Here is a 13,472-nt window from a genome sequence, read left to right on the forward strand (position 1 = left end):
ATGGCCGCATAAATTTATTTATCGATCAAACATGCCGTGAAAAAATATGTATGAATTTACCCTCGTGTTATTACTGCTCCAGCAGATGTGTATCTATCTGGTGATTGCCTGGCTACTGAGTAAAACGCCTCTGTTCATTCCTTTACTGCAAGTGAGTGTTCGCTTACCTCATAAGCTCATGTGTTATACCATTTTCTCCATCTTCTGCATCATGGGAACCTATTTTGGCTTGCATGTTAATGATTCTATAGCTAATACCCGTGCTATTGGTGCTGTATTAGGTGGTTTCCTTGGCGGGCCAGCAGTCGGAGCGATGGTAGGATTCACAGGAGGATTGCATCGCTATTCCCTTGGCGGGCTGACCGCATTCAGTTGTATGGTATCCACCATTATAGAAGGCGTTATTGGCGGTCTTGTACACAGTTATTTAATGAAGCAGGGCAAGATCAATAAGTTACTTAATCTATGGACTGCGGCGATTGTGACATTCTTTGCCGAATGTGCTCAGATGGGGATCATTCTGCTGTTTACTAATCCTTTCAGTGAAGCATTTAATTTAGTGAAAAATATCGCCGCTCCTATGATCATCGCTAACAGTATCGGGGCAGCTATGTTTATCCGTATCTTATTGGACAGACGCGCCATATTCGAAAAATATACCAGTGCTTTTTCTGCTCAAGCCCTGAAAATCGCGGTATGCACCGAAGGGATATTACTTAAAGGATTTAATGAAGCTAACAGCATGCGTGTAGCAAAAGTTATCTATCAGGAACTGGAAATCGGGGCTGTTGCAATTACTGATCGGGAAAAACTACTGGCATTTATCGGCATTGGTTCCGACCATCACTTACCGGGAACGCCTATTGCTTCCGAGCAATCACACCGTGCGATAGCAAATAATGAGGTAGTCTACGCTGATGGTAATGAAACTCCCTATTGCTGCTCTCTTAGTCCCATTTGTAAATTGGGTTCAGCACTGGTTATTCCTCTGCGGGGAGAAAATCAGCAAGTGATCGGTACGATAAAATTGTATGAAGCCAAAAACCGTTTATTTAGTTCGATCAATCGAACATTAGGGGAAGGAATTGCCAGCTTGCTTTCTGCCCAAATCCTTGCGGGACAATATGAGCGGAATAAGCAATCTCTGTTACAATCAGAAGTGAAGCTACTTCATGCGCAAGTGAATCCTCACTTTTTATTTAATGCCCTGAATACACTACAGGCGGTGATCCGACGCGATAGCCAGCAAGCGGGTCAGCTTGTGCAGTACCTTTCAACATTCTTTCGCAAGAATCTGAAGCGACCAGAAGAAATCGCCACACTACAAAATGAAATAGAGCATGTGAATGCTTACTTACAAATTGAAAAAGCGCGATTCTGTGAGCGTCTCCAGATAATCATAGACATACCGGAGTCTCTACGTTATGCCAAATTGCCTGCATTTTCCCTGCAACCTATGGTCGAAAATGCGATTAAACATGGCACATCACAGTTACTGGATACCGGAAGAATTACGATTAGAGCCCATCAGCAAACTAATCTGCTATTGGTAGAAATTGAAGATAATGCGGGGCTTTATTGCCCGAAAAAAATGGGGGATGGACTTGGAATGAGCCTGGTAGATAAGCGCCTGCGGCTTCGCTATGGTGAACATTATGGTGTACGTGTTGATTACCAACCAGAAGAATTTACTCGTGTCATTTTATGTTTACCACTGGAAAAAGAGGTTGATAAGGCAGCGTAGGTATGAATGTATTAATTGTTGATGATGAGCCGCTGGCTCGTGAGAATTTACGTTGCCTGTTGGAAGAGGAAACAGATATTCAGATCATCGGTGAATGTGCCAATGCAGTAGAAGCCATTGGCGCCATTCACCGTCTGAAACCGGATGTGATTTTCCTTGACATTCAAATGCCCCGCATCACCGGGCTTGAAATGGTGGGTATGCTCGACCCTGAGCATCGCCCTTATATCGTTTTTCTTACCGCTTTTGATGAATATGCGATACAGGCATTTGAAGAACATGCGTTTGATTACCTGCTAAAACCGCTGGAAAAAGAGCGACTGAGCAAGACATTACAACGACTTCGTTCGGGTTATCAAAAACAGAGTCTGGCAGATCTACACTCCGAAAATGAGCAACTGAAATATATTCCCTGCACAGGACACAGCCGGATATGGCTGATGCAACTGGATGACGTGTTGTATATCACCTCACGTTTGAGTGGTGTATATGTGATGAGTGCCAACGGACAGGAAGGTTTTACTGAATTGACCTTACGCACTCTGGAAACCCGTACGCCCCTGACTCGCTGCCATCGACAGTATCTTGTCAATATGACCCATTTGCGGGAGATTGTTTTTAGGGAAAACGGCCAGGCGGAATTGGTATTGCGCAATGATGAACGTATTCCTGTTAGTCGCCGTTACTTAAAGCCTCTCAAAGAGGAACTGGGGTTAATTTAATCATTTTTTTAGAAATAATGTCTGTACTCTCTACCATTAAGCCAAAATGAAATAAGGAAATGTATGGCCGATCTCTATCTAAAAATCAAAATCAAAATCAAAATCAAAATCAACCAAATGATCCTGAAAAATCTCAGCAATCAAAAAGAACTGAGTATTACAGGAAATTTCAGTACCTCCCGCTTATTGGTTGGTGATTTTTATAATGCAGAGCAGCAATTGCATTTGTTGCTTAAGCAACATGGTCTCATCCGATTCATTGACAGATTCTTCGGATGCAAACATCGGGTACTTATCCATCCATTAGAGCAATCCGAAGGCGGTCTTTGTTCCGTCGAAGAACGTGTGCTATTAGAAGTGGCCTATAGTGGCTCTCGATCCAGAATGAAAAAAATGGTTATTCATCAAGGTGAGCACTTACTTTCAGATTTAGAAATCAAAGACATACTGGGACTTAATACACAAGCTGTGAGTTAAGAAATCATCTGTTTTTTGATTAAAAAGACAGCAATAAAAAGCAGTCTATAACGAGTGGTTTCAGTTCACATTCAGAAAGCGCTTCATACAGCCAGAAAATGGCTACGAAAATGAGAATATTGAAAACATAAAAAAGCCCTTTCTTTTATAAAGAGAAAGGGCTTATTTCAATTCGATATTTCAGCGTGTTATTGCTAACACGAAACAACAATCAATGGCGTATTAAACGTTGCCATTACTTTGTTGCTGACGACGACGTTGTGCACCACCGTTGAAATCGTCATTATTGCGACCACGGAAAGAACCACGCTCACCGCCACCACGGCGTTCATTGTTAAAACGACGACCACCGCCGTTACCAAAACCGTCACGGTCACGGCGTGAACCATTGCCACCATTACCATTACTGTTGCGACCACCACCACGACGTTCACGGCGTTCAAATGGCTGTGCATCGCCTAGCAACTGCATGTTCATTGGTTTGTTCAAGATACGGGTACGGGTAAAGTGAGTCAGTAACTCCCCTGGCATCCCTTTTGGCAACTCAATTGTGGAGTGCGTTGCGAACAGTTTGATATTGCCGATGTAACGGCTGCTGATATCACCTTCGTTAGCAATAGCACCCACAATGTGGCGTACTTCAACACCATCATCACGACCCACTTCAATGCGGTACAGTTCCATATCGCCAACATCACGGCGTTCACGACGAGGACGGTCACCTCTGTCACCTCTATCACGCTCACCAAAGCCATTACCATTACGGCGACGGTCATCACGATCATTGAATTCACGGCGAGGACGACGAACCGGATCTGGTGGCAGAATCAATGAACGTTCACCTTGTGCCATTTTCAGCAATGCCGCAGCTAATGTTTCCATATCCAGCTCGTCACTGGTGCCTAATTTAGACAACAGAGCACGATATTGATCCAGATCGCTGCTTTCCAACTGCTGCTGAACGTTAGCAGCAAATTTTTCCAGACGACGCTGGCTCAGAAGTTCAGCATTCGGTAACTCTACTTCCGGGATTGTCAGTTTCATAGTGCGTTCAATGTTACGCAGCAGGCGGCGTTCGCGGTTTTCAACAAACAGCAGAGCACGACCAGCACGACCGGCACGACCTGTACGGCCGATACGGTGAACATATGACTCAGCATCCATCGGAATGTCATAGTTAACAACCAGACTGATACGGTCAACATCCAAACCACGGGCAGCAACATCTGTTGCGATCAAAATGTCCAAACGGCCATCTTTTAAACGCTCCAGAGTCTGTTCACGCAGAGCCTGATTCATATCACCATTCAGTGCCGCAGAGTTATAACCGTTACGCTCAAGCGCTTCTGCCACTTCCAGAGTCGCATTCTTGGTACGGACGAAAATAATCGCCGCATCAAAATCTTCTGCTTCAAGGAAACGTACCAGTGCTTCATTTTTACGCATACCGTAAACAGACCAATAGCTCTGGCTGATATCTGGACGGTTGGTTACGCTGGTCTGAATGCGAACTTCCTGTGGCTCGTTCATGAAACGACGAGTGATACGACGAATCGCTTCAGGCATAGTTGCTGAAAACAATGCTGTCTGATGTTCTGCCGGGATCTGGCTCATGATGTTTTCAACATCTTCAATAAAGCCCATACGCAGCATTTCGTCAGCTTCGTCCAGCACCAGACCTTTCAGGTTGGACAGATCCAACGTACCACGCTTCAGATGATCCAACAGACGACCCGGTGTTCCCACTACAACTTGTGGCCCCTGGCGCAAAGCACGCAATTGAACGTCATAACGCTGTCCACCATAGAGCGCGACAACATTCACACTACGCATATGTTTGGAAAAATCTGAACATGCTTCAGCAACCTGTACCGCCAGTTCACGGGTCGGTGCTAACACAAGGATCTGTGGAGCTCTAAGCTCAGCATCGATATTATGCAGTAAAGGCAAGCTGAAAGCCGCAGTTTTACCACTACCAGTCTGCGCCATACCCAGCACGTCACGACCATTTAACAGGTGAGGAATACATTGCTGTTGAATTGGTGAGGGCTTCTCGTAGCCCATGTCTTGCAGTGCGGAAAGAATAGGTGCTGATAACCCTAAATCAGCAAAAGAGATTTCAGTCTCAGTGGTCATGTAATGGTGCCTCATTGATCGTGGCGGCCAGTCTACATAACACAGTGAAAAGAATTTCTATCATTTTCATTTAAAATGTGAACTGGCTCAAATTATGTTATAAAACGAACAAACAAGTCCCCACCTCTTATAGATGTGGACTTAAAAATCTGTCGTGAAAATGTTCGTCAGCTATTGTTGGTTCGATTCTGATAGGTCATCTTGTCTTTGGCCTAGCAGCGCCAATTCCAACAATGCATAGCGGTGCTCAACAAAGTTATGGACATTATTAGCTACCGTCAGCTTGAATAACGCAACCGCGCTATCCTCATCCCCCAGACTTAGGTAATGCTTACCTAAATAGAAGTCAGTTTCACTGAGATGCTCAGCGAGCGAAGTGTTATCTGTCGAACCCTGTTTCAGGCGTTCCATCAGTGTTTTCTCACTGATCTTACCTAAATAGAATTCAACAATATTCCAGCCCCATAGCCCCCGGTTCGTTTTGTCAAAACGATGCGACAAATTAGTCATTGCAACCTTCGGATCGATTTTCTCTTCCACAAGGTACAACCACAACGAACGGAAGGGATCATTTGGATCGTCTTGATAAAACGCCTGCAGATCATCCTGCGCTAAACGATAACGGCCACCGTAATACAGTGCAATTCCGCGATTCATTCGCGCGTAGTTGTAAGTTGGATCAAGCTCTAAAACAGAATCAAACGCTTCATAGGCAGCATCAAAATTGCCTGCCTGCGTAAAATAAATCCCCAAATAATTAAAAATCTCAGGGATATCAGGACGGATAGACAAAGCCACTGAAAAATCATTCTGTGCCAATGCCCTCAGCCCGAGGCTATCATACAGCACACCTCTTTCATATAAAAGCTGTGCATACTCATCTTCCTTAAGAGAGCGGCTCGCAAGTATTTGTTCCATGCGCGCCAAAATAACCTCTTGTTGCAATGTTGGTTGAAGTGGAATAGCAAAAACTTCATTTTTACGCCACTCAGTGCTGCCACATCCTATAAGGAAAAAGATAGCTGCAACGTAATACCAGCGCAGAAAAGAATTCATTTCCCACTCCCGAAGTCAGACATTAACCAGAATGCCCTGTTACTTCACCCACGGTTGTTCCACCCACATTGTATATTTCAGGCATCCTGCCAGAAATTAGCTGCCCTCCTTTATCTTTCAAATTGTCCTTTGTTGGCTGACAATTTGAAATCTATTGGAGATAAACGGCGCCCTTTTTACAGGACACCGTTCTTTACGTCAAATTTATTCTACTGAAGATTCCGGTGATTGTGATGTTTCATCGATAATATTCAGCATAGTATTAACTACTGCTTCTTTCATGCTCAGGCGGATACGACCTTGACGGTCAATTTCCAGCACCTTGACAGGAACTTCCTGACCAATCTGCAAATAGTCAGTGACTTTCTCCACACGCTTGTCTGCGATCTGAGAGATGTGTACCAATCCTTCTTTACCACCGCCAATCGCAACAAATGCGCCAAAGTCAACAATACGGGTGACTTTACCAGTATAAATACGGCCAACTTCAACTTCAGCAGTAATCTCTTCAATACGGCTGATAGCATGACGAGCTTTTTCACCATCAGTCGCTGCGATCTTCACAGTACCGTCATCTTCGATTTCGATAGTTGTGCCTGTTTCTTCAGTCAGAGCACGGATCACGGAACCACCTTTACCAATCACATCTTTGATCTTATCTGGATTTATCTTGATGGTGTGAATACGTGGTGCAAATTCAGAGATATCATTACGTGGACTCTGGATTGCCTGCTCCATGACGTTCAGTATGTGTAAACGAGCACCTTTGGCCTGATTCAATGCAATTTGCATGATTTCACGGGTGATACCTTCAATTTTGATATCCATCTGCAATGCGCTGACACCATCACGGCTACCTGCAACTTTAAAGTCCATATCACCCAGATGATCTTCATCACCCAGAATGTCAGAAAGAACCACAAAGTTATCACCTTCTTTCACCAGCCCCATGGCGATACCTGCAACTGCTGCCTTAATCGGTACACCTGCATCCATCAGTGCCAATGAAGCACCACAGACGGAAGCCATAGAAGAGGAACCATTGGATTCAGTAATTTCAGAAACCACACGAACGGTATACGGGAATTCGTTAATGCCAGGCATTACCGCCATAACACCACGCTTCGCCAAACGACCGTGACCAATTTCACGGCGTTTTGGCGAACCAACCATACCCGTTTCACCAACAGAATATGGAGGGAAGTTGTAATGGAACAGGAAGCGATCAGTGTACTCTCCCATCAGTTCGTCGATCACCTGGGCATCACGTTCAGTACCCAGTGTTGCTGTAACCAGTGCCTGAGTTTCACCACGGGTAAACAGAGATGAACCGTGAGTACGTGGTAATACGCCAGTACGAACGTCCAGTGCACGAACCATATCTTTTTCACGACCATCAATGCGAGGCTCACCACGCAGGACACGTCCACGAACGACATTTTTCTCCAGAACAGACAACACTTCAAGCACTTCTGTCTCTTCCAGTTCAACACCATTTTCTGCCGCTTCTGCCAAAATGATAGCAGAAACTTCTTCTTTGATAGTATCAACCTGAGCGTAACGCTCCTGTTTTTCAGTAATGCGGTAAGCATCACCCAGACGGTTTTCAGCCAACTTAGCAACGCGATCATGCAGAGATTGGTTGACAGGCTCTGGTGTCCAATCCCACTTCTCTTTACCCGCTTCAGCAACCAGTGCATTGATATTATCAATTACAATCTGCTGTTGTTCATGGCCGAACACTACCGCCCCCAACATCTGTTCTTCTGTCAGCAGATCCGCTTCGGATTCAACCATCAGTACAGCGCTTTCAGTACCTGCAACAACCAAATCCAAGCGGCTGTTTTTCAGCTCATCGCTGGTTGGGTTCAATACATACTGATCATTGATATAACCAACGCGCGCTGCACCAATTGGGCCATTGAATGGAATGCCAGACAATGCCAACGCCGCAGAAGAACCAATCATAGCAACAATGTCCGGATGAACCTGTGGGTTTACGGAAACAACGGTTGCAATGATTTGAACTTCGTTCAGGAAACCTTCCGGAAACAGTGGGCGCAATGGACGGTCAATAAGGCGGGCAACAAGGGTTTCACCTTCACCCGGACGGCCTTCACGACGGAAGAAACTGCCAGGAATACGGCCAGCAGCATATGTACGTTCTTGATAGTTAACAGTCAGTGGGAAGAAATCCTGACCTGGTTTCACTTTTTTCTGACCAACAACGGTAACAAATACCGCAGTGTCATCCATATTTACCATAACAGCCGCTGTCGCTTGACGAGCCATCATGCCTGTTTCGATGGTCACAGTATGCTGACCATACTGGAATTTACGAACAATCGGATTCAGCAAAATAATATTCCTTCGTTAGTGTTGCTGCCTTTTAACTATCAGCAACAATGGATATTCTCTTCATTGCTACACCCTCACGACTAATGACAGCACTTAATCCCCTTTGTCTTTCAAGTGCAGCTTTGTTAGCCGCGCTATAACTTGGCATCTACTGGGTATATCCTTTTAAGTACTCTCATTAGCCGCGCGAGTCACTGTAGCTGAAGAGGTTCAAATATTTCAGAAACGGAATTTAAGTTTCTTAAATTCTACTTTCTAGAAGAAAAGGGGCCCAATAGGCCCCTTTCCACTGAAACTCATCAATTAGCGACGCAGTCCCAGACGCTCAATCAGCGCGGTGTAGCGTGCCAGATCTTTACGCTTCAGGTAGTTCAGTTGGTTACGACGCTGTGCAACCATACGCAGCAGACCACGACGGCTGTGGTGATCTTTTTTATGCTCTGCAAAGTGACCTTGCAGATGGTTGATTTGTGCAGTCAGCAGGGCAATCTGAACTTCGCTAGAACCACTGTCGTTAGCGCCACGGCCAAACTCAGCAATAATCTGCGCTTTTGCTTCAGTACTTAGAGACATAGTATAACTCCAAATATAAATTATGAATGACGAGTGCCGATCTCTAATTCAGCCACTCAATACAGGCGCATTATTCTACGCTGCAAATAGGTGAAGCGCAAGATAACCCCATAATTGCTTACTTTTGATATAATTCAACCATCATTCGGTTTTAACTATCATAAGCTTCAACTACCAAACGACGCGGAGCTACTAAGCCATCGTCATCAATCACGGCAATACCGATGAATTTGTTTTCATCTCCTTCGGTAATACGTACCCACTCACCAGATGGTAAACGATGCTGGCTACGAACAGGCTGTCCCTGCTTAAAATAAGCAGCAACAACAGATGTCAGATGAATTACAGGGAAATGCACAACGGCCGTATCCATCGGTAACAACAATGGGTCGAGCAATTCTCCTGCTTCAAACTGTTGTCTTTCCGCCTGTTCTTTTAACTCATATAACTGGTCCAATGTCACCATTCTATGATTAGGATAATTGGCAACCTGCAAACGACGCAGATAAATCACATGGGCACCACAACCCAACAACTCTCCTAAATCGTCAATGATCGTACGGATATAAGTCCCTTTGGAACAGTGGATTTCCAGCTCCAGTTCATCACCTTCCCAGCGAATGAACTGTAATTCATAAACAGTAATTGGACGCGCTTCCCGCTCAACTTCAATGCCCTGACGAGCATATTCATACAGCGGTTTTCCCTGATGTTTTAATGCAGAGTACATGGAAGGAACTTGCATGGTATCACCACGGAATGTTTCCAATGCCGCATCAAGCTGAGCCAAAGTCACCTGAACTTCACGTTCACAAATGATTTTTCCATGAGAATCGGAGGTATCAGTGCGCTGTCCTAAACGGGCAATGACTCTATAGCGTTTGTCAGAATCCAGCAAAAACTGAGAAAACTTAGTCGCTTCACCCAGACAAATCGGCAACATTCCAGTTGCCAGCGGATCTAACGCACCGGTATGACCTGCTTTGCTGGCATTAAAGACTCGCCTTACTTTCTGTAAAGCATCATTGGAGGAAATATCCTGTGGCTTGTCCAGCAACAGTACGCCGTGTATCGCACGACCCCGACGACGACGCCCCATTACTTTTCCTCGTTATGATCCGCAGAAGCACGACGCTGCTCATCATTTTTTACGACATTAGTCACCAGATTTGACATACGCATCCCTTCTATCAAAGAACTGTCGTAAGAAAACGTCAGTTCAGGAATAATGCGCAGACGCATCGCTTTGCCCAGTAAAGAACGAATAAACCCAGAGGCTTCATTCAATGCCTTGATACCCTCTTGAACCTTATCTGAATCATGTTCTTCTACTAACACATTCAGAAAAGTCACAAATACTTTGGCATAAGCCAGATCGCGGGAAACCTCAACACCAGAAACAGTTGCCATGCCGATACGGGGATCTTTGACTTCACGCTGTAAAATGATGGCAATCTCTTTTTGCATTTCTTGTGCAACGCGCTGAGTACGACTGAATTCTCTTGCCATTGTTTTATCTCCTGACATTTGGGGGGCATTAAGCCCCCCAAGAATGGATGAATCTATACCCGTTTTTCAAGCTACTACCTGAAATCTATTGGGCAATTGTGGTTTTTTAATCGATGGAGCGTTTAATTTCAACAACTTCGAAGACTTCTATCATATCGCCAACACGAACATCATTGTAGTTCTTCACACCAATACCACATTCCATGCCATTACGAACTTCGTTAACGTCATCCTTAAAGCGACGCAGAGATTCCAGTTCACCTTCGTAGATAACCACATTATCACGCAGGACACGGATTGGATTATTACGTTTAATGGTACCTTCTGTCACCATACAGCCAGCAATTGCACCAAATTTCGGTGACTTAAAGACATCACGGACTTCTGCCAGCCCCATGATTTGCTGTTTGTATTCTGGAGCCAACATACCGCTCATTGCCTGTTTGATTTCATCAATCAAGCTATAGATAACGGAGTAATAACGCAGATCAACACTTTCGTTTTCAATGATTCGACGTGCAGAAGCATCAGCACGGACGTTGAAGCCCAGAATGATTGCGTTGGATGCCGCCGCAAGCGTTGCGTCAGTTTCAGTGATACCCCCCACACCGGAGCCGATAATTTTCACTTTCACTTCGTCAGTAGACAACTTCATCAGTGAATCACAAATCGCTTCGCACGTACCCTGAACGTCGGTTTTCAGGACGATGTTCAGCTCAGATACTTTACCTTCTTCCATGTTAGCAAACATGTTTTCCAGTTTAGATTTCTGCTGGCGAGCCAGTTTCACTTCACGGAATTTACCCTGACGGTACAATGCCACTTCACGGGCTTTTTTCTCATCACGTACAACAGTTGCTTCATCACCCGCAGATGGCACGTTGGACAGACCAAGTATTTCCACTGGTATAGAAGGGCCGGCAGACATGACTTCCTGACCAAGTTCGTTACGCATCGCACGGATACGGCCATATTCGAAGCCGCACAGAACAATATCACCTTTGTTCAGAGTACCAGACTGCACCAGAATGGTTGCAACAGGACCGCGGCCTTTATCCAGGAAGGATTCAATGACCACGCCATTTGCCATACCAGTACGAACTGCATTCAGCTCCAAAACTTCAGCTTGCAGCAGGATAGCTTCCAGCAATTCATCAATACCAATACCAGCTTTAGCAGATACATTGATAAACTGGTTTTCACCGCCCCAATCTTCCGGAATAATGCCGTACTGCGACAGTTCATTCTTCACGCGATCCGGATCAGCTTCTGGTTTATCAATTTTATTGACCGCAACAACTACCGGCACACTCGCTGCTTTGGCGTGCTGGATAGCTTCAATAGTCTGAGGCATCACGCCATCATCCGCAGCGACAACCAGAACAACAATATCGGTTGCCTTAGCACCACGAGCACGCATGGAGGTAAACGCAGCGTGGCCTGGAGTATCCAGGAAGGTGATCATGCCTTTTTCAGTTTTCACATGATATGCACCGATATGCTGTGTAATGCCGCCCGCTTCACCGGAAGCTACTTTGGTTGAACGGATGTAATCCAACAAAGAAGTTTTACCATGGTCAACGTGACCCATGATGGTAACCACAGGCGCACGAGGCTCTGCCTGAGTTTCACCAGTATCACGATCGCTCATCAGCGCTTCTTCTAGCTCGTTTTCACGACGTAGAATAACTTTGTGCCCCATTTCTTCGGCAACCAGTTGAGCTGTTTCCTGATCGATAACCTGGTTAATGGTCGCCATTGCCCCCATCTTCATCATGGTTTTGATGACCTGGGAACCTTTGACAGCCATCTTATTAGCCAGTTCAGCAACGGTAATGGTTTCACCAATCACTACATCACGGTTAACAACTGCCACAGGTTTGGTAAAGCTCTGCTGCAAAGCAGAGGTTTTGCGCTGTTTGCCTTTGGTTCGACCAACCGCACGTGCTTCTTCACGATCAGCTTTCGATTCAGAATGTTTGTTATTCTTCTTCTGGCGGGAGGATTTGCCGCCACGATTGCGGGCACGGCGATCACCTTCAACTTTAGCGTCATTCTCATCTTCCGCATCACGGGCATGACGGGAAGTGGTTACATGATAGTCATTGCTGTCATTAAAATCAGAGTCGTCAGACCATTTATCCTGATTTTCTTCTGCCATGCGGCGGGCTTCTTCTGCTACCCGTCTTGCTTCCGCTTCAACTTTACGACGCATCTCTTCTTCAGCTTTGCGTTTTAAATTTGCTGCTTCAGCTTCACGACGCGCTTTTTCAGTTTGCGCTGCTGGCTCAGTTTGCACTGGTTTCGATTTCTTTTCGGTATGTTGCTTAGTCACTTTTTCTTTTTCCGCTGCCTCACGCTGAGCCTTTTCAGCCTCTTCACGTTTGGCTTTTTCTTCTGCTTCACGTTGAGCTTGCTTTTCTGCTTCGCGTTTTGCCTGTTCTTCCGCGTTACGTTTCGCTTGCTCTTCCGCGAGTTTCTTCGCTTCAGCTTCAAGCCGCGCCTTTTCTTCTGCCTCGCGCCGAGCCTGCTCTTCCGCTTCACGCTTCGCCTGTTCTTCCGCTTTAGCTTGTTCAATCGCGTCACGGTTCACATATGTGCGTTTTTTACGGACTTCAATCGCTACCGATTTACTTTTGCCACCGGTGCCAGGGACGTTCAGTGTACTGCGCGTTTTACGCTGTAGTGTTAATTTACCTGGCTGACCACCAGTACCGCCTTGTTCGCGGTTCAGGTGTGCCAGCAAAGCTTCTTTTTCTTTCTGGGAAACAGAGTCAGTTGCGGTTTTCTGAATGCCAGCATCAGTGAATTGCTGGATCAGGCGTTCAACCGATGTCTGGATCTCTTCTGCCAGTAATTTTACGGTTACCTCTGTCATTCTGTTCCTTCCTGCTACA

The 13,472-nt window shown here is 45.5% G+C and carries 10 protein-coding genes; 3 read left to right on the forward strand and 7 right to left on the reverse strand.

Annotated features, from left to right (window positions below; genetic code table 11):
* Positions 1 to 46 precede the first annotated feature (46 nt).
* From AAC852_RS15455 to AAC852_RS15465, 3 genes are all read left to right on the forward strand, one after another.
* Positions 47 to 1,744, forward strand: a complete 1,698-nt coding sequence (locus AAC852_RS15455; RefSeq protein WP_340621764.1) for a LytS/YhcK type 5TM receptor domain-containing protein — start codon at positions 47 to 49, stop codon at positions 1,742 to 1,744.
* Positions 1,745 to 1,746: 2 nt separating this feature from the next.
* Positions 1,747 to 2,466, forward strand: coding sequence for a two-component system response regulator BtsR (btsR, locus tag AAC852_RS15460; RefSeq protein ID WP_340621765.1), 720 nt, complete (start codon positions 1,747 to 1,749; stop codon positions 2,464 to 2,466).
* 63 nt (positions 2,467 to 2,529) lie between these two features.
* Positions 2,530 to 2,943 carry a hypothetical protein gene (locus tag AAC852_RS15465; RefSeq protein ID WP_340621766.1) on the forward strand — a complete coding sequence of 138 codons (414 nt, stop codon included), beginning with the start codon at positions 2,530 to 2,532 and terminating at the stop codon, positions 2,941 to 2,943.
* A gap of 222 nt (positions 2,944 to 3,165) precedes the next feature.
* Here the strand turns inward: AAC852_RS15465 and AAC852_RS15470 are convergent, their stop codons facing one another.
* The 7 genes from AAC852_RS15470 to infB form a co-directional block, all read right to left on the reverse strand.
* A complete protein-coding gene (locus tag AAC852_RS15470) occupies positions 3,166 to 5,079 on the reverse strand; it encodes a DEAD/DEAH family ATP-dependent RNA helicase (protein WP_340621767.1) in 1,914 nt (637 codons plus the stop codon).
* 171 nt (positions 5,080 to 5,250) lie between these two features.
* The gene (nlpI, locus tag AAC852_RS15475; RefSeq protein WP_340621768.1) at positions 5,251 to 6,135 is read right to left on the reverse strand and encodes a lipoprotein NlpI; all 885 of its coding nucleotides are present in this window, start codon (positions 6,133 to 6,135) and stop codon (positions 5,251 to 5,253) included.
* 204 nt (positions 6,136 to 6,339) lie between these two features.
* A complete protein-coding gene (gene pnp, locus AAC852_RS15480) occupies positions 6,340 to 8,493 on the reverse strand; it encodes a polyribonucleotide nucleotidyltransferase (RefSeq protein WP_340621769.1) in 2,154 nt (717 codons plus the stop codon).
* A 303-nt stretch (positions 8,494 to 8,796) separates the two neighbouring features.
* Entirely contained in the window at positions 8,797 to 9,066 is a 270-nt protein-coding gene (gene rpsO, locus AAC852_RS15485) for a 30S ribosomal protein S15 (protein WP_038261508.1), read from the reverse strand.
* A 151-nt stretch (positions 9,067 to 9,217) separates the two neighbouring features.
* On the reverse strand, positions 9,218 to 10,165 hold the full coding sequence (gene truB / locus AAC852_RS15490; protein WP_340621770.1) for a tRNA pseudouridine(55) synthase TruB: 948 nt from the start codon (positions 10,163 to 10,165) through the stop codon (positions 9,218 to 9,220).
* Positions 10,165 to 10,575 carry a 30S ribosome-binding factor RbfA gene (rbfA, locus tag AAC852_RS15495; protein ID WP_340621771.1) on the reverse strand — a complete coding sequence of 137 codons (411 nt, stop codon included), beginning with the start codon at positions 10,573 to 10,575 and terminating at the stop codon, positions 10,165 to 10,167. The genes truB and rbfA overlap by 1 nt, the downstream gene beginning before the upstream one ends.
* Positions 10,576 to 10,681: 106 nt before the next feature.
* On the reverse strand, positions 10,682 to 13,453 hold the full coding sequence (gene infB, locus AAC852_RS15500; protein ID WP_340621772.1) for a translation initiation factor IF-2: 2,772 nt from the start codon (positions 13,451 to 13,453) through the stop codon (positions 10,682 to 10,684).
* Between the last annotated feature and the right edge of the window lie 19 nt (positions 13,454 to 13,472).

The organism is Xenorhabdus siamensis (genome assembly GCF_037996745.1).
Taxonomy (GTDB): Bacteria; Pseudomonadota; Gammaproteobacteria; order Enterobacterales; family Enterobacteriaceae; genus Xenorhabdus; species Xenorhabdus indica.

Coding starts and splice junctions, on each gene's coding strand:
- AAC852_RS15470 (WP_340621767.1), bottom strand. CDS start 5,079: ATGACCACTGAGACTGAAATCTCTTTTGCTGATTTAGGGTTATCAGCA.
- nlpI (WP_340621768.1), bottom strand. CDS start 6,135: ATGAATTCTTTTCTGCGCTGGTATTACGTTGCAGCTATCTTTTTCCTT.
- infB (WP_340621772.1), bottom strand. CDS start 13,453: ATGACAGAGGTAACCGTAAAATTACTGGCAGAAGAGATCCAGACATCG.
- rpsO (WP_038261508.1), bottom strand. CDS start 9,066: ATGTCTCTAAGTACTGAAGCAAAAGCGCAGATTATTGCTGAGTTTGGC.
- btsR (WP_340621765.1), top strand. CDS start 1,747: ATGAATGTATTAATTGTTGATGATGAGCCGCTGGCTCGTGAGAATTTA.
- rbfA (WP_340621771.1), bottom strand. CDS start 10,575: ATGGCAAGAGAATTCAGTCGTACTCAGCGCGTTGCACAAGAAATGCAA.
- AAC852_RS15455 (WP_340621764.1), top strand. CDS start 47: ATGTATGAATTTACCCTCGTGTTATTACTGCTCCAGCAGATGTGTATC.
- truB (WP_340621770.1), bottom strand. CDS start 10,165: ATGGGGCGTCGTCGTCGGGGTCGTGCGATACACGGCGTACTGTTGCTG.
- AAC852_RS15465 (WP_340621766.1), top strand. CDS start 2,530: ATGGCCGATCTCTATCTAAAAATCAAAATCAAAATCAAAATCAAAATC.